This window comes from Luteipulveratus mongoliensis (assembly GCF_001190945.1).
Lineage (GTDB): Bacteria > Actinomycetota > Actinomycetes > Actinomycetales > Dermatophilaceae > Luteipulveratus > Luteipulveratus mongoliensis.
The window spans coordinates 2,758,855-2,781,836 of record NZ_CP011112.1 but is presented as its reverse complement, the minus strand read 5'-3'; the positions used below and the strand labels follow the sequence as shown (position 1 = coordinate 2,781,836).

At 67.9% G+C, this 22,982-nt stretch carries 20 protein-coding genes and 1 tRNA gene; 8 read left to right on the top strand and 13 right to left on the bottom strand.

What is annotated here, in order from left to right; translation table 11 throughout:
• Positions 1-39: 39 nt before the first annotated feature.
• From VV02_RS13295 to VV02_RS13270, 6 genes are all read right to left on the bottom strand, one after another.
• Positions 40-1,260: a bifunctional RNase H/acid phosphatase gene (locus VV02_RS13295; RefSeq protein ID WP_052592124.1), complete on the bottom strand. Its 1,221-nt coding sequence runs from the start codon at positions 1,258-1,260 to the stop codon at positions 40-42.
• Positions 1,257-1,958: a zinc ribbon domain-containing protein gene (locus VV02_RS13290; protein ID WP_425412295.1), complete on the bottom strand. Its 702-nt coding sequence runs from the start codon at positions 1,956-1,958 to the stop codon at positions 1,257-1,259. The genes VV02_RS13295 and VV02_RS13290 overlap by 4 nt, the downstream gene beginning before the upstream one ends.
• 35 nt (positions 1,959-1,993) lie before the next feature.
• A complete protein-coding gene (locus VV02_RS13285; protein WP_052596976.1) occupies positions 1,994-2,866 on the bottom strand; it encodes a Nif3-like dinuclear metal center hexameric protein in 873 nt (290 codons plus the stop codon).
• Positions 2,867-2,925: 59 nt separating this feature from the next.
• Positions 2,926-2,998: transfer RNA gene (locus tag VV02_RS13280), tRNA-Val, on the bottom strand.
• Positions 2,999-3,118: 120 nt separating this feature from the next.
• Entirely contained in the window at positions 3,119-3,583 is a 465-nt protein-coding gene (locus VV02_RS13275; protein ID WP_052592120.1) for a peroxiredoxin, read from the bottom strand.
• Entirely contained in the window at positions 3,580-3,999 is a 420-nt protein-coding gene (locus VV02_RS13270) for a DUF3052 domain-containing protein (protein WP_052592118.1), read from the bottom strand. The genes VV02_RS13275 and VV02_RS13270 overlap by 4 nt, the downstream gene beginning before the upstream one ends.
• A gap of 212 nt (positions 4,000-4,211) precedes the next feature.
• Here VV02_RS13270 and aceE point away from each other — a divergent pair, with 212 nt between their 5' ends.
• Together aceE and VV02_RS13260 are read left to right on the top strand one after the other, a co-directional pair.
• Positions 4,212-6,974, top strand: coding sequence for a pyruvate dehydrogenase (acetyl-transferring), homodimeric type (aceE, locus tag VV02_RS13265; protein ID WP_052592116.1), 2,763 nt, complete (start codon positions 4,212-4,214; stop codon positions 6,972-6,974).
• An 85-nt stretch (positions 6,975-7,059) separates the two neighbouring features.
• Complete coding sequence (locus tag VV02_RS13260; protein WP_157063402.1) at positions 7,060-7,776, top strand: class I SAM-dependent methyltransferase; 717 nt, start codon at positions 7,060-7,062, stop codon at positions 7,774-7,776.
• A 60-nt stretch (positions 7,777-7,836) separates the two neighbouring features.
• On the opposite strand, the gene VV02_RS13255 is transcribed toward VV02_RS13260, so the two are convergent.
• The 5 genes from VV02_RS13255 to VV02_RS13235 all read right to left on the bottom strand — a co-directional run bounded on the left by VV02_RS13255 (position 7,837) and on the right by VV02_RS13235 (position 13,306).
• Positions 7,837-8,946, bottom strand: a complete 1,110-nt coding sequence (locus VV02_RS13255; RefSeq protein ID WP_052592113.1) for a glycerophosphodiester phosphodiesterase — start codon at positions 8,944-8,946, stop codon at positions 7,837-7,839.
• Between the two features lie 96 nt (positions 8,947-9,042).
• A complete protein-coding gene (locus VV02_RS13250) occupies positions 9,043-10,536 on the bottom strand; it encodes a hypothetical protein (protein WP_052592111.1) in 1,494 nt (497 codons plus the stop codon).
• Between the two features lie 16 nt (positions 10,537-10,552).
• Positions 10,553-12,370, bottom strand: coding sequence for a hypothetical protein (locus VV02_RS13245; protein ID WP_052592109.1), 1,818 nt, complete (start codon positions 12,368-12,370; stop codon positions 10,553-10,555).
• Positions 12,371-12,389: 19 nt separating this feature from the next.
• Positions 12,390-12,899, bottom strand: a complete 510-nt coding sequence (locus VV02_RS13240) for a hypothetical protein (RefSeq protein ID WP_052592106.1) — start codon at positions 12,897-12,899, stop codon at positions 12,390-12,392.
• 2 nt (positions 12,900-12,901) lie between these two features.
• Entirely contained in the window at positions 12,902-13,306 is a 405-nt protein-coding gene (locus VV02_RS13235) for a hypothetical protein (protein WP_157063401.1), read from the bottom strand.
• A gap of 75 nt (positions 13,307-13,381) precedes the next feature.
• On the opposite strand from VV02_RS13235, the gene VV02_RS13230 reads away from it, so the two are divergent.
• The 6 genes from VV02_RS13230 (at position 13,382) to VV02_RS13205 (ending at position 20,062) form a co-directional block, all read left to right on the top strand.
• Positions 13,382-14,608: a PucR family transcriptional regulator gene (locus VV02_RS13230; protein ID WP_052592102.1), complete on the top strand. Its 1,227-nt coding sequence runs from the start codon at positions 13,382-13,384 to the stop codon at positions 14,606-14,608.
• Between the two features lie 94 nt (positions 14,609-14,702).
• Positions 14,703-15,878 (top strand): acyltransferase domain-containing protein, encoded by a 1,176-nt coding sequence (locus VV02_RS13225; protein ID WP_052592100.1) that lies wholly within the window; start codon positions 14,703-14,705, stop codon positions 15,876-15,878.
• A gap of 3 nt (positions 15,879-15,881) precedes the next feature.
• A complete protein-coding gene (locus VV02_RS13220; RefSeq protein ID WP_052592097.1) occupies positions 15,882-16,916 on the top strand; it encodes a beta-ketoacyl-ACP synthase III in 1,035 nt (344 codons plus the stop codon).
• 110 nt (positions 16,917-17,026) lie between these two features.
• On the top strand, positions 17,027-17,275 hold the full coding sequence (locus VV02_RS13215; RefSeq protein ID WP_052592094.1) for an acyl carrier protein: 249 nt from the start codon (positions 17,027-17,029) through the stop codon (positions 17,273-17,275).
• Between the two features lie 91 nt (positions 17,276-17,366).
• Entirely contained in the window at positions 17,367-18,611 is a 1,245-nt protein-coding gene (fabF, locus tag VV02_RS13210; RefSeq protein WP_052592092.1) for a beta-ketoacyl-ACP synthase II, read from the top strand.
• A complete protein-coding gene (locus tag VV02_RS13205) occupies positions 18,611-20,062 on the top strand; it encodes an acyl-CoA carboxylase subunit beta (RefSeq protein ID WP_179945361.1) in 1,452 nt (483 codons plus the stop codon). Before fabF ends, VV02_RS13205 begins: the two co-directional genes overlap by 1 nt.
• Positions 20,063-20,140: 78 nt before the next feature.
• On the opposite strand, the gene VV02_RS13200 is transcribed toward VV02_RS13205, so the two are convergent.
• Positions 20,141-20,656 (bottom strand): DUF3145 domain-containing protein, encoded by a 516-nt coding sequence (locus VV02_RS13200; protein ID WP_083450144.1) that lies wholly within the window; start codon positions 20,654-20,656, stop codon positions 20,141-20,143.
• A 147-nt stretch (positions 20,657-20,803) separates the two neighbouring features.
• The gene (locus VV02_RS13195) at positions 20,804-22,264 is read right to left on the bottom strand and encodes a serine/threonine-protein kinase (RefSeq protein ID WP_052592090.1); all 1,461 of its coding nucleotides are present in this window, start codon (positions 22,262-22,264) and stop codon (positions 20,804-20,806) included.
• Positions 22,265-22,982: the final 718 nt, after the last annotated feature.

Sequence of the window (22,982 nt, the reverse complement as noted above, 5' to 3'; positions counted from 1 at the left end):
CGATCTGGGACGCGGGTCCCGCACCGCGGACGGGCTGGTTCAGCCGACCGGATCGTGATGGTGCGTGTCGTTCAGGAACGCGATCGAGACGTTGCCGTCACGCCACACCTCGATGCCCGTGATCGACGCCGGAGAAGCCGCGAGGCGCCAGGCGCGTTCGGCGGAGATGTCCAGGATCGAGGCCAGGATGACCATGATCGGCTTGCGATGCGTCGCCACCACCGCCGTGCCGCCGGACCCGGCGAGCGCGAGCGTCCGCTGCATCGCCTGCTCGACCCGCTTGGCCATCTGCACGTGAGTCTCGCCACCGCCGTCGACCGCGAAGCCCTCGTCGCTGCGCAGCCGGTTCAGGTCATCGGGGAAGCGCTCGGAGATCTCGCCGAAGGTCAGCCCGTCCCACTCGCCGAAGGACTGCTCGTCCCAGTCGGCGTCCTCGACCGGGTCCACGCCGAGCGACCGGCCCACCGCAGCCCCGGTCTCCTTGGCCCTCGCAAGCGAGGACGTCACGACGACGGCCTCACCCGATGCGTCTTTCAGCCGCGCCGCAACCGCGCCGGCGACCCGAGCGGCCTGCGCGCGGCCCTCGTCGTTGAGCGACGGGTCAGCCCCGCCCCGTCCGTCGAGACGGCCCTGCACGGTGAAGTCGGTGACGCCGTGGCGTACCAACAGGATTCGAGTCGGGCGCCCGACGTCCGGTGGTGCCCCTGGGGTGCTGTCCGTCGACAGGATCTGCTGCTCCGCGACCTCAACGGTCTCGTCTGCCTCGGACGTCTCCTCCGACCGCGCGACGTCATGAGCGCTGTCGCGCCAGTAGTCGCTCTCGATGGTCTCGCCGTCCATGCCGTCGTTGGACAGCTTGTCGGCCGCCTTGTTGATCTCCCGCGGGATCCACGTCCAGGTGACACTGCCACCGGACTCCAGCAACCGGCGTACGACCTCTCTCGCCTCGAGCGCGAGCCGTTGCATGTCGACGTGCTTGATCTTCCAGCGACCGGCCATCTGCTCGATGACGAGCTTGGAGTCCATCCGTACGTCGATCCGCGCGGCGGGGTCGATCTCCTCAGCCGCCTTGAGCCCGGCGATCAGGCCGGAGTACTCGGCCACATTGTTGCTGGCCTTGCCGAGCGGGGCGGCACGCTCGGCGAGCAGCTCGCTCGACTCGGCATCAAGAACCAGCGCGCCATAGCCGGCAACGCCCGGGTTGCCGCGCGACCCACCGTCGGCTTCAACGACGAGCCGGCGCCCGGCGCCCGCGCTCACAGACCGGACTCGGCCGTACGAACCAAGATCCTGCGGCACTCCTCGCAGCGCAGGACCTCATCCTCAGCAGCACCACGGATGCGGCCCAGGTCGGCCTGGTTGAGCTCCAGCTGGCAGCCACCGCAGCGCCGGGCGATGAGCGCTGCTGCACCCAGACCACCGTGCTGGTCGCGGACCTTCTCGTAGAGCGCCAGGAGGTCATCACCGAGTCCAGGCGCGATCTGATCGCGGTCCTTGGACACATCGGTGCGCTCGGACTCGATGTCGCGGACGTCGCGGTCCCGCTGATCCTCCAGGCGGGACAGCTGCTCGTCGAGCTCGGTGCGCTTGCGCTCCTTCTCGACCAGGTCCGAACGCAGCGACTCGGCGCGCTCCATGATCTCCAGCTCGACGTCCTCCAGCTCGGACTGCCGCCGCGCCAAGGTGTCGAGCTCGTGCTGCATGCTCTGCAGCTCCTTGGGGCTGCCCTGGCCGCTGTCCAGCCTCGCCCGGTTGCGCGTCGACCGGTCGCGCACCAGCTGCACGTCCTGATCAGCCTTGGTGATCTCGCGGTCGATGTCGGTCACCGCCGTGCGCGCGAGAACCAAGTCCTCGTCCACCCGCGTGGACTGCTCGTGGGCCGCGGCCAGCTCGGCGAGCACCGGCAGGGCGCCTGCGCGATGGTTCAGCTGGTCGAGACGGGTGTCAAGCTTTTGCAGGTCGAGCAGTCGCCACTGGCGACTGAGGTCGGCTTTCAGCGGGGGCCTCCACTTCGTTGTTCAGGCGATGTCGTGCTGCTGGTCGCGACCAGGAAGTCCCAGGGATCGGTCCGCAGTGTCGACACGTAAACCTCAACGCTAGCCGCTGCACCGCCGAGCTCGTGACGGATCCGCTCCGACGCGGACTCCAGCCACAACGACTCCGTGGCCCAGTGACCGGCATCGACCAGGTAGGGCGGCCCGCCACGAGCTTCCTCGCGGGCCTCCAGCGCCGGGTGATGACGAAGGTCGGCGGTGACGTAGACGTCGGCCCCGCTGGCGCGTACCTCGGCGAACGCATCGTCTCCGGCGCCGCCGAGCACGGCCACCCGGCGTACCTCGGCGTCCGCATCGCCCGAGACCCGTACGCCGACCGGTGTCGCTGGCAACGCCGCCGCCAGCATCGCGGCAAAGGCCTGCAGGGTCATCGGCACGGACAGGTCGCCCACCAGCCCGAGCGACTGACCCTCACGAACGGTGAGCGGCTCGGTCGCCGTCAGCCCGGCCGCTGCCGCGAGCGCGTCGTTGACGCCAGGACGGGCGACGTCGGCGTTGGTATGAGCGACATAGAGCGCGAGGTCGGCCACGACCAGAGCCGTGACGCTCGCGCCCTTGGCCGACGTGGTCGCGACCGAGTGGACCCCGCGCAGCAGCAACGGATGGTGCGTCACCAGCAGGTCGGCTCCGGCCTCACGCGCCTCCTCGATCACCGCCAAGGTGGGATCGACGGCCAGGTGGATCCGGCGTACGGGCTGGGCCGGGTCTCCCGACACCAGCCCGACCTGGTCCCAGGACTGGGCGGTGTCGGGCGGGTAGAGCCCGTCGAGGACGGTGAGCACCTCGGACAGCGTGGTGCCGCTCGTCGTCATCGTGCGCACTCCCCTGGTCGGTCATGTTCGGCGCAGCTGCGCCGAACATGACTGCTGTGTGGGCCCGGCCGGGTTCGAACCGACGACACCCGCGGTGTAAACGCGGTGCTCTACCAGCTGAGCTACAGGCCCTCGTGCGCTTTCTCGTCCATCTCCTCCTGCGTCCCGGCTCGCAGGCTCACCGGGGCCGCCATCGTCGATGAACGGTGCGCCGCCACGTTGTGCGGCGGAGCGGAGGACAGACTAGTCGGCTCAGGTGTCCAACGTCGCCAGCGCCTCGTGGAAGCCGCCGAAGTCGCGCGCCTCGCCGGGCCCGTTGACCAGTGCCCAGCGCACGACGCCGTCGCGGTCGACCAGGAACGTCCCGCGTACGGCCATGCCCGACTGCTCGTCGAACACGCCGTAGGCCCGGGCCGCCACACCATGCGGCCAGAAGTCGGACAGCAGAGGGAAGTCGAAACCCTCGGCGTCGGCCCAGGCCTTCAGCGTGAACATCGGGTCACACGAGACCCCGACGGTCTGCACCCGTTCGTTGTCGAAGTGCGGCAGGTCGTCCCGGATCGCCGCCAGCTCTCCGGTACAGATCCGGGAGAAGGCGAACGGGTAGAACACCAGCAGGACCGCTCGCTCCTGGGTCAGGGATGCGAGCGTGGTGTCCTGGCCGAACTGGTCCTTGAGGGAGAACGCCGGTGCGCGAGCACCTGTCTCAGGTCTCATCGCTGCTTGGCGATGCCACCCTGCACGAGCTTGGTCGCGATCCAGTCGTCGCCGGCCTTGGTCGAGGAGCTCGCCTTCAGGCCGGCCGTCTGCGCGGCTTCCTGGATGTCGCTGGCGTCAACGTGCTCGGGATGTCCGGCCTTGGGCACCAGCAGCACCACGAAGCCCTTCTCGCCGAGATTGGTGAGAGCGTCGACACAGTCGTCGGTCAGGTCTCCGTCGCCGTCGCGGAACCAGAGGATGACGGCATCAACGATCCCGTCGTACTCCTCGTCCTCCAGCGGTGATCCGGCAGCGTCCTCGATCTGGTCGCGGAGCGACTCATCGACGTCCTCGTCCCAACCCAGCTCCTGGACAACCTGCCCGTCCTCGAAGCCGAGCTTGGCCGCGGGTGTCGTCCCTGCGGTCTCGTTCACCAGCCCTACCTACCTCTCTCTGTGCGTGAAGTTGATGCGTAGTCCACTAGGAAGCGCCGCGCTTTGCAACCATCCCACCTCAGCTGCCCCCGTCGGAGGCGACCGGCGTAGGCCGATCGGAGTACTCACGGGTAACCCTCCCGGCGTCGCGGACCGGGCATCTGGGGAGCAGACTTGCCCGCAGAGCCAGCACGCGAGAGAGGACACAGACCGTGTCACGCAAGGACGCAGGACCGATCCTGAACGGCATCCCCAGTCAGCTCCCGGACATTGATCCCGAGGAGACCCAGGAGTGGTTGGACTCCCTCGACGCTGCCATCGATCAGGGCGGTCAGGCCCGGGCGCGTTACGTCATGCTCAAGCTCCTCGAGCGGGCTCGACAGCGCCAGATCGGTGTGCCGTCGCTGACCGCGACCGACTACATCAACACGATCTCCCCCGACGCGGAGCCCTGGTTCCCGGGCGACGAGGAGGTCGAGCACCGCTACCGCGCCTGGATCCGCTGGAACGCCGCCATCATGGTGCACCGGGCGCAGCGCCCCGACATCGGCGTCGGCGGTCACATCTCGACGTACGCCTCCGCGGCGACGCTCTACGAGGTCGGCTTCAACCACTTCTTCCGGGGCAAGGACCACTCGGGCGGCGGCGACCAGATCTTCATCCAGGGTCACGCCTCCCCCGGCATCTACTCGCGCGCCTACCTCGAGGGACGGCTCACGGCCGACCAGCTCGACGGGTTCCGTCAGGAGCGTTCGCACCAGGTCGACGGCAAGCCGGCCGGGCTGCCGTCCTACCCGCACCCACGCAACATGCCGGACTTCTGGGAGTTCCCGACGGTGTCCATGGGCATCGGTCCCATGAACGCGATCTACCAGGCCCAGCTCAACCGCTATCTGCACAACCGGGGCCTGAAAGACACCAGCCAGCAACATGTTTGGGCGTTCTTGGGCGACGGCGAGATGGACGAACCGGAGTCGCGCGGACTGCTCCAGCTGGCTGCCAACGAGTCACTGGACAACCTCACGTTCGTCATCAACTGCAACCTGCAGCGACTCGACGGACCGGTTCGCGGCAACGGCAAGATCATCCAGGAGCTGGAGTCCTTCTTCCGCGGCGCCGGCTGGAACGTCATCAAGGTCGTCTGGGGCCGCGGCTGGGACCCGCTGCTCGCCCAGGACCGCGACGGCGCCCTCGTCCACCTGATGAACGACACCCCGGACGGCGACTACCAGACGTTCCGTGCCAACGACGGCGCATACGTACGCGAGCACTTCTTCGGACGCGACGCGCGCACCGCGGCTATGGTCAAGGACTGGTCCGACGAGGACGTCTGGTGGAAGCTCAAGCGCGGTGGCCACGACTACCGCAAGGTCTATGCGGCCTATGCCGCCGCCATGACCAACCACGGCCAGCCGACCGTGATCCTCGCCAAGACGATCAAGGGCTACAGCCTCGGCACGCACTTCGCCGGCCGCAACGCGACGCACCAGATGAAGAAGCTCGCGCTGGACGACCTCAAGACCTTCCGTGACTCGATGGACATCCCGGTCACAGACGCACAGCTGGAGGAGAACCCCTACCTCCCGCCCTACTACCACCCCGGCAACGACGACCCGGCGATCAAGTACCTCCTCGAGCGGCGCAGGTCGCTCGGCGGTGGGGTGCCCAGCCGTCGTACGACGTCGCCCTCGCTCAAGCTCCCGGGCGACTCCGCGTACGCCGTGGCCAAGAAGGGCTCCGGCAAGCAGGAGGTCGCCTCCACGATGGCGTTCGTCCGCGTGCTGCGAGACCTGATGCGGGACAAGGACTTCGGCAAGCACATCGTCCCGATCATCCCGGACGAGGCGCGCACCTTCGGGATGGACTCGTTCTTCCCGACGGCCAAGATCTACAACCCGCACGGGCAGCACTACACCTCGGTCGACGCCGAGCTGATGCTGGCGTACAAAGAGTCCGAGCAGGGTCAGATCCTGCACCTCGGCATCAACGAGGCCGGCTCGATCGCAGCGTTCACCGCGGCCGGGACGTCGTACGCCACGCACGGTCTGCCGATGGTGCCGGTCTACGTCTTCTACTCGATGTTCGGGTTCCAGCGGACGGGCGACTCGATCTGGGCCGCTGCCGACCAGATGACGCGTGGCTTCATGATCGGTGCGACAGCCGGCCGGACCACGCTGACCGGTGAAGGCCTGCAGCACGCAGACGGGCACGGCCACCTGCTCGCGTCGACGAATCCCGCTGTGGTTGCTTACGATCCGGCCTACGGCTACGAGATCGCGCACATCGTTCAAGACGGCCTGCGCCGGATGTTCGGCGACAACCCCGAGGACGTCATCTACTACATGACGGTCTACAACGAGCCGATGGTGCAGCCGGCCGAGCCCAAGGACGTCGACACCGAGGGCATCCTGCGCGGCATGCACCGCATCAACGAGGGCAGCACGGAGGGTCTGGGCAAGGACGCCCGTCGCGTGCAGCTCCTCGGCTCGGGCGTCGGAGTGCCGTGGGCGCTTGAGGCACAGCAGCTGCTCAAGGACGACTTCGGCGTCGTCGCCGACGTGTGGTCGGTGACGTCCTGGACCGAGCTGCGCCGCGACGGCCTGGCCAGCGACCAGCACAACTTCCTGCACCCGGAGGACGAGCGGCGTACGCCCTACGTCACCGAGCGCCTGAAGGACGCGCCCGGCCCGGTGGTCGCCGTCTCGGACTCGATGCGGGCGGTTCAGGACCAGATCGCGCAGTGGGTACCGCAGGACTTCACCTCGCTCGGTGCCGATGGGTTCGGGTTCTCCGACACCCGCGCGGCGGCGCGGCGGGCGTTCCACATCGACGGACCGTCGATGGCCGTGCGTGCCCTGCAGATGCTCGCCGACCGCGGTGAGATGCCCGCTGAGGCCGCACGCCAGGCGGCGGAGAAGTACCAGCTGCTCGACGTCACGGCAGGCACGTCCGGCAACGCCGGCGGCGAGTCTTAGCACTTCCCGACATGCTGAACGGACCGCCCCCTGAGGTGGTCCGTTCAGCATGTGAACGGTGTTCTGGCCGGTTAGCGTGCTGGCCATGACGGAGAGCACCACGATCGGTAGTGACCGCACCCAAGTCCGACGGCAGTACGCCGACGAGTCGCCGCTCAACGCGCGCCGCTCGATCTGGCGCGGAACGCCTGACGGCTTGCAACCTCAGGACTTCGCGCTGGCCCGCATCGTTGAGGTCAAGCCGTCCACGGTGCTCGAGATCGGTTGTGGCACAGGCGAGTTCGCCGCTCACCTCACAGCAGCCCTGCCTGACGCGACCGTGACGGCAACCGACCAGTCGGCCCGCATGGTCGAGCTCACCCTGGAGCGAGGTGTCCAGGCCGAGGTGGTCGATGCGACCGACCTGCCGTTCGCCGATGGCTCGTTCGATGCGGTCTGTGCGATGTGGATGCTCTACCACGTGCCCGAGCTCGATCGGACGCTCTCCGAGGTTCGCCGGGTCCTGCGACCTGGTGGCACGTTCGTCGCCGGAACCAACGGCAACGCCCACACCGCCGACCTCCGCGCCGCAGCCGGTCTCGCCCCGCTCATCAGCCAGTTCTCCTCGGAGAACGGTGAGCCGTCGTTGCGACGACACTTCGAGCAGGTCGAGGCCGAGCACCATGCCACCCAGGCGGTCGCCGACCACGCCGCGGCGACGGCGTACATCGCCTCGTTCGCGCCGGAGGCCGCCCGGACCATCGAGCCGTACGACGGCGAGCGGACCTACACCGGCGCGGCCACCATCTTCACCGCCACCTGACACCAAACCGCTGGTCGAGTAGACGAGGAACGAGCCTCCGGCTACTCGACCAGCGGTGGGTCAGAGGAGGTCGCGGGCCAGCACGGCGAGGTCGGGCATATCGCTGAACAGCCCGTCGATGCCCGTGCCGAACAGCACCGCGAAGTAGTCCAGCACCCGCCCGAAGTCGTCGTCCTTGGTGCCCTTGCGGTAGTTCGCCGGCAGGTTCACGTTCTCGGCGCGCACCGTGTAGGGGCAGACCTGCAGCCCGTTGGCGTGCGCGTCCGCGACCAGCGTCGTGACGGGACCGGTGCTGCCGTCGGCCTTGCGCGGGATGATCTGCGCCTGGTCCGGACCGAGCCCGGTGATGTCCTTGGCATACGTCGCCATACCCGCTCGGGTGAGCAGCTCGGCGTACGTCCGTCCGTCGCCGAACGGCCCGCCGCTGGCCGAGGTGAGGAAGACCAGCGGAGCCTTCACATGCAGCCGGTGCCGCAGGTCCTGCAGGTTCTTCAGCTCGAACGACTGGATGAAGATCGGCGCCTTGGCCCGGTCCAGGCCGTAACGGCGGACGAGCCCGACGAGGCGCTCCTCGAGCGGCAGACCCTGGGTGCGGAAGTACGTCGGGTGCTTGGTCTCGGGGTAGACCCCGATCTCCCGACCCAGCTCACGGCTGAGGCGCTTGCGCAGCTGCAGGACCTCCTCGAAGGTCGGCACCTCCCACAACCCGTCGTAGGTCGTGTTGTGCTGCCGCAGCGCGGGCAGCCGCTCGATCGCGCGCAGGGTCTTCAGCTCGGCCAGCGTGAAGTCCTCGACGAACCAGCCCGTGGTCGCGACACCATCCAGCGACTTGGTCTTCTTGAGAGCAGCGAACTCCGGCCGTTTGGACACGTCCGTCGTCCCGCTGATCTCCGGCTCGTGCCGGCAGACAAGCACGCCGTCCTTGGTGATGACCAGGTCGGGCTCGATGAAGTCGGCACCCATGTGCGCAGCCAGCGTGTAGGACGCGAGCGTGTGCTCGGGCCGGTAGCCCGACGCGCCGCGGTGACCGACCACGATGGGCCTCGTGTGATGGCCCGGTCGACCTGAGCTCTGGGAATGAGGGGTGGGGGCGGCCGCAGCGGCCCCAGGTGCAGCGACCACGCCCGCGACGGTAGCAGCGGCGAGTCCGGTGAAGGTTCGACGATCCATGCGCTCATCACACCGCGGATTGACGCACTCCGGGTGACAAACGGCCGCATGGCAAGCAACCACAAGGTGACCGTACGACGGTTCGGACTGTCACTCTCACTGAACCAGGGCCGGATCGTCCTGCGGTGGCAAGGGCGGCAAGGGCGCGCACAGCTCTCCGATCACCTGTACGCCGATGCCCAGCACCGTCACCTGCTCGGCACTGGCCGTGCTCGCCTCTGCTGCGGCCGGAACGCTGGCGAGGAAGGGGCCGACATAGGAGATCGCGTTGGTCATCGACTCCCGCGCTGCATCGGTCCAGGACCCGGTGAGGCTGACGTTGCGTACAACGAGAAGGGCCTGCGGCAGGCAGTGGGCGTAGCCCTCCTGCGTCGACTCCTTGACCATGTCGCCCCGTTTCATCCCGGGCACGAACCAGTCGTCCTCGGCCACGAGTTCCTGGTGCCACCAACGGTTTCCGGCCAATCGACGGGTGATCGTGAGCAGGCAGTACTCGAAGTGCACATGCAGCTCGCTGCTCTCGGTCGTCGTCTCGGTGACCGCAGGTGCGGCCACGAGATCGGCAGTCTGCAGCTGCGTCAGCTGTTCGGCGACAGCGGTGTCGAAACGGATCGCGCGCACGGGTGCGGGCGGTTCTTCTGCGGCGGCCACGGCCGTTGCCACGGCCATCCGGTCGAGCGCGACGTCGGACCGGGCCAGCGTCGTACGGAGCCCGGCAAACCCTGCGATCCCCCGAGCTGCCAACGGCTGATCCAGCTGGAGATCGGCAACGCCGGTGACCGCGGTCTCGCCGACCGCTTCGGGTGGCTGGACGACCTCCGCGGCGACCTGCGCTTCTTCGGGCGGCTGGACGACCTCCGTGGCCACCTCCACCTGCGCCTGGACCTCGGGCGTCGCATAGTCCTCGGGGCAGGGAATGTCGCGCACCCGCTGAGCGACCTCGTACCGCGGGATCGTCGTCATCTCCTCCAGCAGCTTCCTCTGGTCCTCCAGCTGAACGGCCCGATCAGGCAGGGCGTCCAACACCTGCGCCGTCACCGGACGCAGCTTCCACAGGTCTGGGTTGACCCCGATCACCGGCGCGGACTCCGGATGGACGGTCTTGGTCATACTCGACGTGCTGGTGATCTTGGTGTCGAAGACGTGCCACGCCGGACTGGTCGGCTCGGCGAAATCGGTTGGCTCGCAACCGAAAGGGAGCGTCTCGGGAGTGTCACCAAGGTCCTTTCGAGCCTGCGCGATCAACGCCGCCAGCCGCGGGTAGGACGTCGAGTCCGCGGGAACGCTCGGACACGCCCACGGCACCATGTTCAGGTACGCGGCCTTGGCCGGGATGCCTCCCACCACGGACGCCGACACCGACGAGCCATCAGAGCGCTTGAGCCACAACGGGTAGTCGTACTGGTCAGCGATCCACTCCGAGAGGCGTAGCGGGTTGGTCTCGCCGGCCTGCACGAGGTCGTCGGCGAGCGCTTGCCCTGGATGGAGAGCCAGGGCAAGCGCGGATCCCGAGTCCGGGAGGTACGTCGTGATGATGGCGTCGAGAACCTGCTGGCCCAGGACAGCCAGCTGATCGCTGTTCCCAGTCATGGCGTACCTCCCTCACTCAGGCGTTCGGCACGGGCGTTGCAGGTACCGGTACCGGTGCCGGAGCGGCCGGTGCCGGAGCGGCCGGTGCCGGAGCGGCCGGTTTGTCGCCGTCCGCCTTCGCCGGGTCGGGAGCAGGCTTGTCCACCTGCTCCTTGCCGATGTTGGGGTCGTCGACGCGTGGTGCCACGGGCTGGATCTGCCCGACCCACCCGACGATCTGAGCACCGAGCAGCTCAAGCGTGCCGCCCGTGGCGGTCGAGGTGTACGACCAACCGTTCGAGCCGTCGTGCGTCGTGGTGAAGGCCCCGTTCGCATCCGACTCCGAGTGCTGGTAGGAGCCGCCCAGACCGAACCAGCCCACAGACCCGCCGTACGACGTCGAGCTGCTGTCGGTGTGACCTTGACTGCTGTCCACAGCGTTCTGGAACGAGCTGCCCAGACTTCCCCACGAGTCGGACGTGATCTTGACGTTGCGCACGACCACGAACGACTTCGGAATCATGGGCAGGAGCTTCGGGACGTCGCCGATCTGGCCTTCGATGGTTCCGTCACTGATGGCTCCCTTCTTCTGCCCCGCGAGGTACCACCCGTCCATATGGAAGAGGTCGCCCAGCAGCCACGGCCGTTCGATGCTCGCCATGAACCACTCGAACTCCACTGTGGCTGATGAGGACTGGTCGTGATGCTCGGTCCAGCCCGAGGTGTCGGTGTTGGTCCCGTCGTCGTGACTCGTCTCCGAGTGCGATGCATCGGCTGACACACCCCAGAAGAAGCTGAACCCGGCACTCCCGGAGTTCGACGACGACTCGTCCCGATAGAAGGAGTGCGCGAAGCTGTGCTCTCCCCCGCCTCCGCCGGCCTGGTACTGGCTGGACTTCGCGGTGATCCGCATCGCGCCGAAGTCGTGGTTGCTGTGGTCCCACCAGGACACTGGGTCGATGTACGACCACGGCACCTTCGTCGAAACCGCCCCGCCGAGACCGACGCTGTAGTCGTCGAACATCTTGCGCGCCTTGGCGATCAGTGCCGCAGCCGCGCTCCCGCCGACGGACTGCAGCGTGTTGATGGCGTCCTCGATCTCCTGGCCGCCCATGTCACGCCAGTCGTTGTACGCCTGCGTGACCGCGTTCTCGTATTTCGCGCTGGTCACTGGCCACGCCTGTCCCGCAACGGGATCGGCCATCGCCTGGCTGTAGGCGAGGGCCTGTTCACTACGTGCGTCAGCCAGAGCCTTCTGGTTGTGACGGTAGGACGCATGCCGGGGTGTGTAACCCGTGAAGTTGCCGTCCGCGTCGAGCGTGTAAAGGGTCTTCTCCGCGTCCGCGATGCGCTTCTTGATCTCGTCCGACGGCTCCGGGATGGGCTCCGCCTGCATGCCCTCAAGCGCAGTGAAGTACTCGATGCTGACCGTGCGCTGCGGCCACGCGACCGCGACTCCCTTGTCGGTCACCATCAGCATGTTGTCGACTCGTTGCGCGGTGTTGAACGCACTGCTGATCGCCAGCTGCAGCTTCGGGTCCGGTGCCGGAATCGCCGCGAGCTGCTGAGCCGGTGGCTTGGCGTCTGCGTCGGCCACGGGCGGCGGCGCCGCCGGGGTGAAGGCTCCCGTGCTGGTCACGGCGGCGTAGGCGGAGCCGCCCGCCGGGGTCCATGGGTTGGCGTACATCTTCGGGTCGACCGGCTGACCGACCGGAAGATGCATGTAGATCGCTGTCTTGGACGGCTGGCCATCAGGGCCGACCAGTCCAGCCGTGATGGATGTGTGGATCTGGTTGAGAGCATCGAGCAGGGCCTGAGTGATGCCGCCCGTGATCTGTAGGTCGTTGCCGGGCATGGTTGTCCTTCCGGGTTGTTCAGCGGATCTTGAGTTCTTTCATCGTTCCTCGGCCGTCGCCCATCAGAGTGAATCCGATGACGCAAGAGGGCAGTTCGCCGATGAGAGTGCGACGCTGGCGCACGTTGAACGTGCCCGTGATCATCGCGATGGGTTCGTCGCCGACCGGCGTGCCGGTGTCCGCGAACCGGACTGACACATCAATCGTGTAGCCGAGTGAGATGTGCCCGACGGTGGCGAACGCCTCGGCATCCTTGATGTACCGACCCTCGCCGTTGACACTGCCGCCGTAGGTCCAGATCAGGCCGAGGTTCACGACATCGTCGTCATTCAGCTCGGGGTACTTCGCGGGCCACACCAACGGCAGGATCATGGCGTGATCGCGCCGGACCCAGTTGCCGTCCGTGGCCAGTGCGTCCACGTCCTTGGGTAGCGCGGTTGCGAGCTTGCCCATGCTGGTGGTGACGTTGTTGTCGAGGATCTTGAAGATCTGAGTCGTGGTGTTCACGATCTCGCCGATGTCGCCCATGGCTAGGCCACCCCCTCATCGATCCAGCTGGTGTCGAAGTCGTTGAACGCCAGCACCTCCGATGGCAGATCGTCCGATCCGCCTTCCAGGTCGCCGACTGTTGGCGACTCCGCGTGCAGCTCCTCGCCCTCGGCAGGCTCAGTCGACTCCGACTCAGACCCCTCGGTCGACTCGCCCTCAACCTCGGTCGACTCGCCCTCAACCTCGGTCGGCTCAGCCTCAGACCCCTCAGTCGACTCAGCCTCAACCTCAGTCGACTCCGTCTCAGACCCCTCGGTCGAGCCAGGCGGTGATTCTGAACCGTCGTTCGGATCCAGCTCTGGTAGTGATTCGTCGTTTGACATCACGTCTCCCCCCGGAACGGCGGAACCTTCGATGGTCCCGATGCAACCCAGGAGCCGGGCCATGTGGCGTGTGATACATCACGTCGGTCAGGGCCCTATCTGTGCCTTCCCCACAAAGAGGTGCCTACCCTGAGACCTATGAGCGGCCCCACGGAGTTCGGTTCGGCAGCAACTCGCCAGCGCCTCGAACGGCACGCGGGCACCCTGTCGACCGCCGCGGCCCAGCGCATGGAGGCGACCCACGACTGGTACCGAGCGCTGTCGGCCGAGGACCGCAGCTGGGTCGGCCTGGTCGCGCAGGCCGGTATCGGCGCCTTCATCTCCTGGGTGCGCGATCCCACGACGACACCCGCCGGCACCATCGACGTCTTCGGTTCGGCTCCGCGCGAGCTGACCCGCTCGATCAGCCTCCGGCAGACGCTCGACCTGGTGCGCACCGTCATCGATGTCGTCGAGTCCCACGTCGATGAGATCGCGGCCCCGGGCGAGGAAGCCGAGCTCCAGGCGGCGGTCCTGCACTACTCTCGCGAGATCGCCTTTGCGGCCGCTCAGGTCTATGCCCAGGCCGCCGAGGAACGTGGCGCCTGGGACGCTCGGTTGGAGTCCTTGGTCGTCGATGCGATCCTGCGCGGCGAGGCCGACGACTCGTTGCAGTCACGCGTCGCCGCACTGGGCTGGGGCACGGTCTCCAACATCGTCGTGGTGGCCGGTGAGGCGCCGAGCGGTAGCGAGGCCGGAGTCGTGGATGCCCTGCGTTCCGAGGCAGATCGGCGTGGTGTGGAGGGCCTGGCCGCAGTGCAGGGGCATCGGCTGATGGCAGTTCTCGGGAGCATCGAGGACCCGCTCGGCGTGGTGTCGCAGATGCAGGCCAGGTGGGGCCCGGGACCGATCGTCGTGGGCCCGGTCGTGCCTCATGTGTACGCCGCCGGCCGGTCCGCGCGCGCCGCACTGTCGGGTCTGGCTGCAGCCCGCGCCTGGCCGGATGCTCCCCGCCCGTGTCTGTCCGATGAGCTGCTCGGCGAGCGCGCGCTCAACGGCGACAGCCGCGCCCACAGTGCCTTGGTCGACCGCATCCAGCGCCCGCTCGCGGGGACCGGAGCCTCGTTGCTGGAGACGGCCACGGCGTTCCTCGACACCGGCGGGCTCGAGGCCACGGCGCGGCTGCTGTTCGTGCACCCCAACACGGTTCGCTACCGGCTCCGTCGCATTGCCGAGCTCACGGGCTACGACCTGACGGTCACTCACGACGCCTTCACCGTACGCATCGGGCTGGCTCTCGCCCTCCTCGATGAGCCTCGTCGCTGGCGGCGACCGAGCGAGGACCATGAATCGGACGACGCTCCGGTCGGGCGGCCGACGGGCTAGTCGCCTCTCTTTGTAGGATTCCTCCAAGTCCAAGTCATCAGCGTCGTGCGACTCGTTCAGGGCGCGAGGGCGCGAGTCGGGAAAGAGTGGACAGGTGCTCGTTGTCGTCTGCCCTGGACAGGGCTCCCAAGCTCCCGGCTTCCTCTCTCCCTGGTTGGAGGTCCCGGGCTTCCGCGACCGGCTCAGCTGGCTGTCGGCCGTCGCCGAGATCGACCTCGTCACCCACGGCACGACCTCTGACGCGGCCACCATCAAGGACACCGCCGTCGCGCAGCCCCTCATCGTCGCGTCCGGCCTGCTCACCCTGCTCTCGTTGTTCGAGCACCCGGCCGACGGCTTCCGCAGTGTCGGCGCGGGCGCCGGTCACTCGGTCGGCGAGATCACCGCAGCCTCCGCCGCCGGCGTCATGAGCGCCGAGCAGGCCATGGTGCTGGTGCGCGAGCGAGGCCGCCAGATGGCCGCCGCCAGCGCAGCCCGTCCGACCGGCATGAGCGCCGTGCTCGGCGGCGACGCCGACGAGGTGGTCGCCGTCATCGAGCGGCACGGTCTCACTCCCGCCAACATCAACGGCGCCGGTCAGGTCGTCGCGGCCGGCACGCTCGAGCAGCTCGACGCGCTCAAGGCCGATCCGCCGACCAAGGCCCGCGTGATCCCGCTCCCGGTGGCAGGTGCGTTCCACACCGAGCACATGGCGCCGGCCGTCGAGGTCCTGAGCGGCTATGCGCGAGCGATCAGCACCCACGACCCACGCGTACCTCTGGTCAGCAACGCCGACGGCCAGGTCGTCCATGACAGCCGCACCGTGCTCAAGCGTCTGGTCTCGCAGGTGAGCAACCCGGTCCGGTGGGACCTGTGCATGGAGACCTTCGAGTCGATGGGTGTCACCGGTCTGATCGAGATCCCGCCCGCGGGCACCCTGACCGGACTGGCCAAGCGCGCCCTTCCCGGCGTCGAGCTGCTGGCCCTCAAGACCCCGGACGATCTCGAGACCGCTCACCGCATGGTGCGCGAGCACGGCAGCACCGAGACGGCCATGGACCCGACCTGGCGTCTGGTGATCGCGCCGTCGAAGGGCGTGGTCTCCTTCGACCACTCCGTCGAGGGCACCGTCGTCGAGCCGGGCAGCGTGGTCGCAGAGATCGCCACCCTGCGTGACCGCTTCACCGTGACGTCGGCGCACGGCGGCCGCGTCATCGAGTGGCTCGTCGAGGACGGCGATCCGGTCTCCCCCGGCCAGCCCCTGCTTCGTCTACACCCGCAAGGAGCGTGACCAATGTCGTTGGCACCCAAGGGAACCGGGACTCTCGTCTCAGGTGACGGCGCGCGCCACTCGCGCATCCGTGGCGTCGGTGGATACCGACCCGAGCGGGTCATCACCAACGAAGAGGTCTGCACCTGGATCGACTCCTCGGACGAGTGGATCCAGGAGCGCTCCGGCATCGTGACCCGACGGTGGGCCCGCGAGGACGAGACCGTGGTGGACATGGCCGAGCAGGCCGCTCACCCCGCACTCGAGATGGCCGGCATCTCTGCCGAGCAGCTCGGCGCGATCATCGTCGCGACGGTGACGCACCCCTACCAGACCCCAGCCGCCGCTCCCCTGCTCGCAACCCGGCTCGGCGCCAACGGCGTACCCGCCTTCGATGTCTCAGCAGCCTGCGCCGGCTACTGCCACGGCATCGCCCTCGCGAGCGACATGGTGCGCGGCGGAAGCGCCGAGTACGTCCTCGTGATCGGTGTCGAGAAGCTCTCCGAGATCACCGACAAACGCGACCGCGGTACGTCCTTCATCCTGGCCGACGGCGCCGGCGCGGCCGTGGTCGGGCCCTCCGACGTCCCGGGCATCGGCCCGACCGTCTGGGGTTCGGACGGCGAGAAGTGGGACGCGATCCGGCAGCGCGAGTCCTGGACCGACATCACCAACGGCAAGGTCGAGGACTCCGAGCTCGAGCCGTCGAGCCTGCTGATGGCCGGCCAGTCCGTCTTCCGGTGGGCCGTCTGGAGCATGGCTCCGGTCTGCCAGCAGGCGATCGACAAGGCCGGCATCACGGCGGCCGACCTGGACGCGTTCATCCCGCACCAGGCCAACATGCGGATCATCGACGCGATGCTCAAGCAGCTCAAGCTGCCCGAGGACATCCCGGTCGCGCGTGACATCGCCGACACCGGCAACACCTCGGCCGCATCGATCCCGCTGGCCACCGAGCGGATGCTTCGCGAGGGTGAGGTGCCGCGCGGCGGACTAGCCCTCCAGATCGGCTTCGGCGCCGGCCTCGTCTACGCCGCGCAGGTCGTGGTCTTGCCCTGATAGCTCCCGTCGACCCGGCGGGTAATCCGGGTCAGCCCGCAGCACAGCAGTGCGGTTCGAGCGACGTGCTCGCAACCGAGACTCGACGTACAACCGAGAAGGAGTCAACGATGGCCCAGACCGAGCAGGAGATCCTGGCCGGCCTTGCCGACATCATCAACGAGGAGACCGGTCTGGCGACCGAGGAGGTCCAGCCGGAGAAGTCCTTCACCGAGGACCTCGACATCGACTCGCTGTCGATGATGACCATCGTGGTCAACGCCGAGGAGAAGTTCGACGTCCGCATCCCCGACGACGACGTGAAGAACCTGTCGACCGTCGGCGACGCCGTCAGCTACATCAAGGGCGCGCAGGGCTGACCGCACGACTGCCGCGGTGGGGCCGCCCAATGACGTACGGCCCCACCGCGGCGGACCCGCCGCCTGCCACCGATCTCTAGGAGCACCCCACATGAGCGCTGACCAGCGCATCGTCGTCACCGGTATTGGCGCCACCACGCCGATCGGTGGCAGCGCCACCGAGACCTGGGACGCGCTGCTCGCGGGCACCTCCGGCGCCCGTCCCCTCGACTTCGACTGGGTAGAGCAGTACGACCTGCCCGTCACCTTCGCCGCCACCATCAAGCAGGATCCGGCCGATGTGCTCAAGCGCGTCGAGACCCGTCGCATGGACCCGTCCGCGCAGTACGCGATGATCGCCTCCCGCGAGGCCTGGGCTGATGCCGGTGCCCCGGAGATCGATCCGGTACGCCTCGGCGTCGCGATCGGTACGGGCATCGGTGGCGTGCACACCCTTCTGGCGCAGTACGACGTGCTCAAGGAGAAGGGGCCGCGTCGCGTCTACCCGCTGACCGTGCCCATGCTGATGCCCAACACGGCGTCCGGCAACGTCTCGCTCGAGCTCAAGGCGCGCGCCGGGGCTCACACCACGGTGTCTGCCTGCTCGTCCGGCGCGGAGGCCATGGGCTACGCCGCGGAGATGATCCGCCAGGGCCGCGCCGACGTCATGGTCGCCGGTGGCACCGAGGCTGCGATCCACCCACTGCCGATCGCGGGTTTCGCTGCGATGCAAGCACTTTCGACCCGCAACGACGACCCGGCGGGCGCGTCCCGCCCCTATGCCACGGACCGCGACGGGTTCGTACTCGCCGAAGGCGCGGCGATCATCGTGCTGGAGTCCTACGAGCACGCGCAGGCTCGCGGCGCCAAGATCTACGCAGAGCTGGCGAGCATCGGGATGTCCTCCGACGCGTACCACATCACTGCTGGCGAGCCTGAGGGCGAAGGCGCTGCACGGGCGATGCTCGAGGCGGTCGAGCGGGCCGGTCTCAAGCCTGCGGACATCATCCACATCAATGCGCACGCCACCTCGACCCCGGTCGGTGACCTCGCCGAGTCCAACGCCATCCAGCGCGCGTTCGGCGACGCCGTCGATGACATCGCGGTGACAGGAACCAAGTCGATGACCGGTCACCTGCTCGGTGCGGCGGGCGCGCTCGAGACGGTGCTGACGATCCAGACGGTGCACGAGCGGCTGATCCCCGCGACCATCAACCTGACGGACCAGGACCCGGCCATCCCGCTGAACGTCGTCACCGGTGACCACCGCAAGCTCCCGGACGGCGACATCGCGGCGCTCAACAACTCCTTCGGATTCGGCGGCCACAACATCGCTGTCGTCGTGAAGAGCATCTGATGTCGTCCCGTCCGCCGAGCGCCGCCTCTGCGCTGGTCTCGGCCTCGCTGCGCCCGAAGGTGAGCTCGGCGGACGATCCTCGCAACCCCGTCAACCGTCTGCGGGAGTTCCTCGACGACGGCTCGATGGAGCTCATCACCAAGCACAACGCGAGCGGCATGCTGGCGGCCATCGGCACCGCCGATGGCTCCAGGGTCGTCGTCTTCGTCTCTGACGCCACGATCCAGGGCGGCGCCATGGGGGTCGAGGGCTGCAAGGTGATCCTGGCGGCGTACGAGCGTGCTATCGCTGACGGCGTACCGATCGTGGGTCTGTGGCACTGCGGCGGCGCGCGCCTGGCCGAGGGCGTCGTGTCGCTGCATGCAGTCGGCGAAGTCTTCGCCATCATGACTCGCGCGTCGGGTGTCATCCCGCAGATCTCGGTCGTCATCGGCCCAGCCGCCGGTGGCGCGGCGTACGGTCCGGCACTGACCGACATCGTGATCCTCGGTCCGGACGGCCGCATCTTCGTGACCGGACCCGACGTTGTCCGGTCGGTCACCGGCGAGAACGTCGACGCGCTCCGACTCGGCGGGCCGGAGCCGCACGGGCGCCGCTCAGGCGTCGTGCACGTGGTCACCGAGACGACAGAGGAGGCGTTCGAGCGGGGTCGCCAGCTGTCCTCGCTGCTCGCCGATCAGGGCGAGCTCGACCCGGCCGCTGTGGAGGACCGCGACCTTGCGGCGACGTTCCCCGAGTCGGCGAAGCGGGCGTACGACGTCCATCCGCTCGTCGACAACGTCCTCGACGATGTGGCGAGTTCCGTTGAGCTGCACCCGCGTTGGGCGCCCAACATCGTCACGACTCTGGGTCGATTCGGTGGGCGCACCGTCGGAGTGATCGCCAACAACCCGATGCGGCTCGGTGGCTGTCTCGACTCCTCATCGGCCGAGAAGGCCGCGCGGTTCGTGCGGATGTGCGATGCATTCGGTGTGCCACTGATCGTGCTCGTGGACGTGCCCGGCTACCTGCCGGGCGCGGGCCAGGAGTGGGACGGCGTCGTACGCCGCGGTGCCAAGCTGCTGCACGCCTTTGCCGAGGCGAAGGTGCCGCGCGTGACGCTGGTGACCCGCAAGACCTACGGCGGCGCGTACATCGCGATGAACTCGCGGTCCCTGGGTGCGACCAAGGTTTTCGCCTGGTCCAAGGCCGAGATCGCCGTGATGGGTCATGTCGCTGCGGTGCGCATCCTGCACCGCCGTCGGCTCGCCGAGGTCGACGAGTCCGAGCGCACGCAGGTCGAGAACGAGCTGGCGGACGAGCACGCCAAGCTGGCCGGCGGCTTGCCGCGGGCGCTGGAGATCGGGGTCATCGACGAGATCGTCGAACCGACCGCGACGCGATCAGCTCTGGCTGCGGCGATCGCCTCCGCGCCGCAGACCCGAGGCCAGCACGGCAACATCCCGCTCTGAACGCAGGCCACGATCACGGTCCTGGGAGGTGCGCGCTCGAGCGCGCACCTCCCAGGACCTTTTTGAGTCTTTGGCTGGTCAGGAGACGCGGTGCAGCCAGCGCACCGTGGCGCCTTCGCCCGCGACGCGGAAGGGCTCGAGCTCCTGGTCCCATGCGGCACCGAGCAGCTCGGCCATCTCGACCCGGAACTGCTCCGGGTCGCCCTGGCTCGCCGCAAGTGCCGAGCGCAGTCGGTCTTCGTTGACGATCGCGTCGCCGCTGGCGGACGTCCAGGTGTGATGGATGCCGAGATCAGGCGTGTGTGACCAGCGTGAGCCGTCGCAGCCAGGGCTCGGTTCCTCGGTCACCTCGTAGCGCAGGTGCTCCCAGCCGCGCAGCGAGCTGGCGATGCGAGCACCCGTGCCGGGCTCGCCAGCCCAGGACAGCTCGCCGCGCACCATGGTCGGTGCGATGGGCTGCTTGGTCCACTCGAACCGCACAGGCACCTCGAGCAGGGACTCCAAGGCCCAGGTGACATGCGGGCACAACGCAGTAGGCGTGGAGTGTACGTACACCACGCCTCGCGTGACGGCACGCGACATCGCGACAGACATCCGGACCTCCTCCAGGCTGCGAGGGACGTCTTCCCCAACGACCTCGCACGGGAGCCGGAACTGTCACGTTCTGCTGTTGTCGGGCACAGTCTGCACCATCAGTCACGCCAGCACCATCCCTGAGGGCGGGTCGGCGCGCCGAATTCTCTAGCGGCGCTTGGACATTGCCGTGATGACCGCTGCGATCATCGCCGTTCCAGCCAGCCCTGTGAACCAGATACCGGGTTCGAACCCCAGCTCGCTGTGGTCGTCGTCGCCACCCGTGATGACCCCCAGGCACGCCACCCAGATCAAGCCGCCGATGAAGCAGAGCACGACCGCGATGATCGGCAAGGAGACGTGCGGCCGGCCCAGTGCCTGAGGCAGCCCGAGCGCCACGATGATGAGCGCCACCACGAGCAGGACCCACCCGACACCGTCACCCGTCGTCTCGGCCGGGGCGTACGTCCGCTCCGCAACACCCAGCCCGAAGGCGTTCCACTGCCTCGCGGGATGATCCTCCGTGGCGTGCAGGTGCGCGAACGGCAGGAACAGGAAGACACAGGTCAGCAGCCCGGCCGCCACCCACGCCCACCCCACGGTGCGCATGGCCGTCGTGACCGGTCGGCGACCGACCGGCTGAGGACCCGATGGCCACTGGCCGGCGGCGTACGACCCCTGCATCGGATGGTGGCCGGTGTAGGCGACCGGCTGCGAATAGGCCTGGGACGGTTGAGGACCCGACGTCCACGCTGCCGAGGGGCGGGCTGCCACAGGCTGCGGCGACGGCACGTACGGCGCGGCCGCCGGAGCGTGGCCGACCTGGCGCAGCGAACGGGCGTACGCCTCCGCGCCTGGCTGTCGCTGCCTCGGATCCTTGGCGAGCCCGTGCATGACGGCCTGCCGCAGACCCCACGGAAGGTGCTCGGGCAGGGGCGGAGGCGCCTCATTGACGTGCTTCATCGCCAGGCTCACGGCCGAGTCCGCCTGGAACGGCCGCTGTCCCGTCAGCAGCTCGTAGGTGACCACGGCGAGCGAGTAGACGTCGGCCTGAGCGGTGACCTCGCGGCCGAGTGCGGCCTCCGGCGGGAGGTACTGAGCGGTGCCCATGACCTCACCGGTGCGGGTCACCTTGGCCTCGCCGAGCGCGCGAGCGATGCCGAAGTCGGTGAGCTTCACGGTGCCGCGGGGCGTCACCAGGATGTTGGCCGGCTTGACGTCGCGGTGCACGACGCCCGCCTCGTGCGCGGTCTGCAGTGCGTCGGCTGCCTGGGTGATCAGCGCGACTGCCCGATCAGCCGGCAGACCACGTGAGGTGTCGATGACGTCCGCGAGCGAACGGCCCGGGACGAACTCCATGACGAGGTACGCCGTGCCGTCGTCCTCGCCGAAGTCGTAGACCTGGGCGATGTTGCCGTGGGTGAGCTGGGCGGCGAGCCGCGCCTCGTTGCGGAAGCGGGTCGAGAAGTCCGCGTCGTCGCTGAGCCCAGGCTTGACGACCTTGAGCGCGACCGTCCGGCTGAGAATGCTGTCCCACGCCGTCCACACCTCGCCCATACCGCCACCGGCAATGCGCATCCGCAGCGTGTAGCGCCCACCGAGGACGGCGTCCTCCTGCGCAGCTGTCATCGCGCGACCCTGACTCTGCAACGCACGTCCGTGCTCCCCCTCGTCTGCATGCCTTGCATCGGTACGACCTCTCCGCCCTTGTGACTGACTTGTGGTGCCAGTCCGCCCGTGATGATGCCGTATGCCGCCCATCCACGTAGCTGGACTCGCATGTCTCGCAGATGCGGCGCCTCGTGACTTCAGGACATCACGAGGTGCCGAAGTACGTAGTCCGAACCATCGAAGATCACTTAGACCACGCAGCAGAATCCCACATGTGCGGGTACCCTCTACCTGCGGAGTCCTTTAGCCAAATCAGGTTTTAGGTTATTACTTAGGTTTGACGACTCCGATGTGCGTAACAGCCGACGCAGGGGAGCGAGTCGGCCATAAAGTGAAATTCTCGAGAGGACAGGGCAATGAAGACAATGACCAGAGTGTTGGCGGCCGCTACTTGTGCAGTCGGCCTTAGCGTCGGAATGATCGGCCAGGCCGAGGCGGCCACCACGAGCACAATGTGGCAAGGAAGAACCGGAGATTGCCTAATCAATTCGGGCGGCGTCAGACTGAGTGAGTCTTCTTGTTCCACCTGGAGATACACTCTTGGGGTGTCCAAGACATGGATTCAGAGCACGTCTAGCAACAACTGTCTAACAGTGAGGAATGACAACGTAGCAGTGATTCTCGGCTGTGTGTCTGGAAACTCTCGACAGCACTGGTACCGGCTTTATGATACATA

Coding starts and splice junctions, on each gene's coding strand:
- VV02_RS13285 (WP_052596976.1), bottom strand. CDS start 2,866: ATGACGACGAGCGGCACCACGCTGTCCGAGGTGCTCACCGTCCTCGAC.
- VV02_RS13275 (WP_052592120.1), bottom strand. CDS start 3,583: ATGAGACCTGAGACAGGTGCTCGCGCACCGGCGTTCTCCCTCAAGGAC.
- VV02_RS13260 (WP_157063402.1), top strand. CDS start 7,060: ATGACGGAGAGCACCACGATCGGTAGTGACCGCACCCAAGTCCGACGG.
- VV02_RS13255 (WP_052592113.1), bottom strand. CDS start 8,946: ATGGATCGTCGAACCTTCACCGGACTCGCCGCTGCTACCGTCGCGGGC.
- VV02_RS13250 (WP_052592111.1), bottom strand. CDS start 10,536: ATGACTGGGAACAGCGATCAGCTGGCTGTCCTGGGCCAGCAGGTTCTC.
- VV02_RS13245 (WP_052592109.1), bottom strand. CDS start 12,370: ATGCCCGGCAACGACCTACAGATCACGGGCGGCATCACTCAGGCCCTG.
- VV02_RS13240 (WP_052592106.1), bottom strand. CDS start 12,899: ATGGGCGACATCGGCGAGATCGTGAACACCACGACTCAGATCTTCAAG.
- VV02_RS13235 (WP_157063401.1), bottom strand. CDS start 13,306: ATGGCCCGGCTCCTGGGTTGCATCGGGACCATCGAAGGTTCCGCCGTT.
- VV02_RS13230 (WP_052592102.1), top strand. CDS start 13,382: ATGAGCGGCCCCACGGAGTTCGGTTCGGCAGCAACTCGCCAGCGCCTC.
- VV02_RS13220 (WP_052592097.1), top strand. CDS start 15,882: ATGTCGTTGGCACCCAAGGGAACCGGGACTCTCGTCTCAGGTGACGGC.
- VV02_RS13215 (WP_052592094.1), top strand. CDS start 17,027: ATGGCCCAGACCGAGCAGGAGATCCTGGCCGGCCTTGCCGACATCATC.
- fabF (WP_052592092.1), top strand. CDS start 17,367: ATGAGCGCTGACCAGCGCATCGTCGTCACCGGTATTGGCGCCACCACG.
- VV02_RS13205 (WP_179945361.1), top strand. CDS start 18,611: ATGTCGTCCCGTCCGCCGAGCGCCGCCTCTGCGCTGGTCTCGGCCTCG.
- VV02_RS13200 (WP_083450144.1), bottom strand. CDS start 20,656: ATGTCTGTCGCGATGTCGCGTGCCGTCACGCGAGGCGTGGTGTACGTA.
- VV02_RS13195 (WP_052592090.1), bottom strand. CDS start 22,264: ATGACAGCTGCGCAGGAGGACGCCGTCCTCGGTGGGCGCTACACGCTG.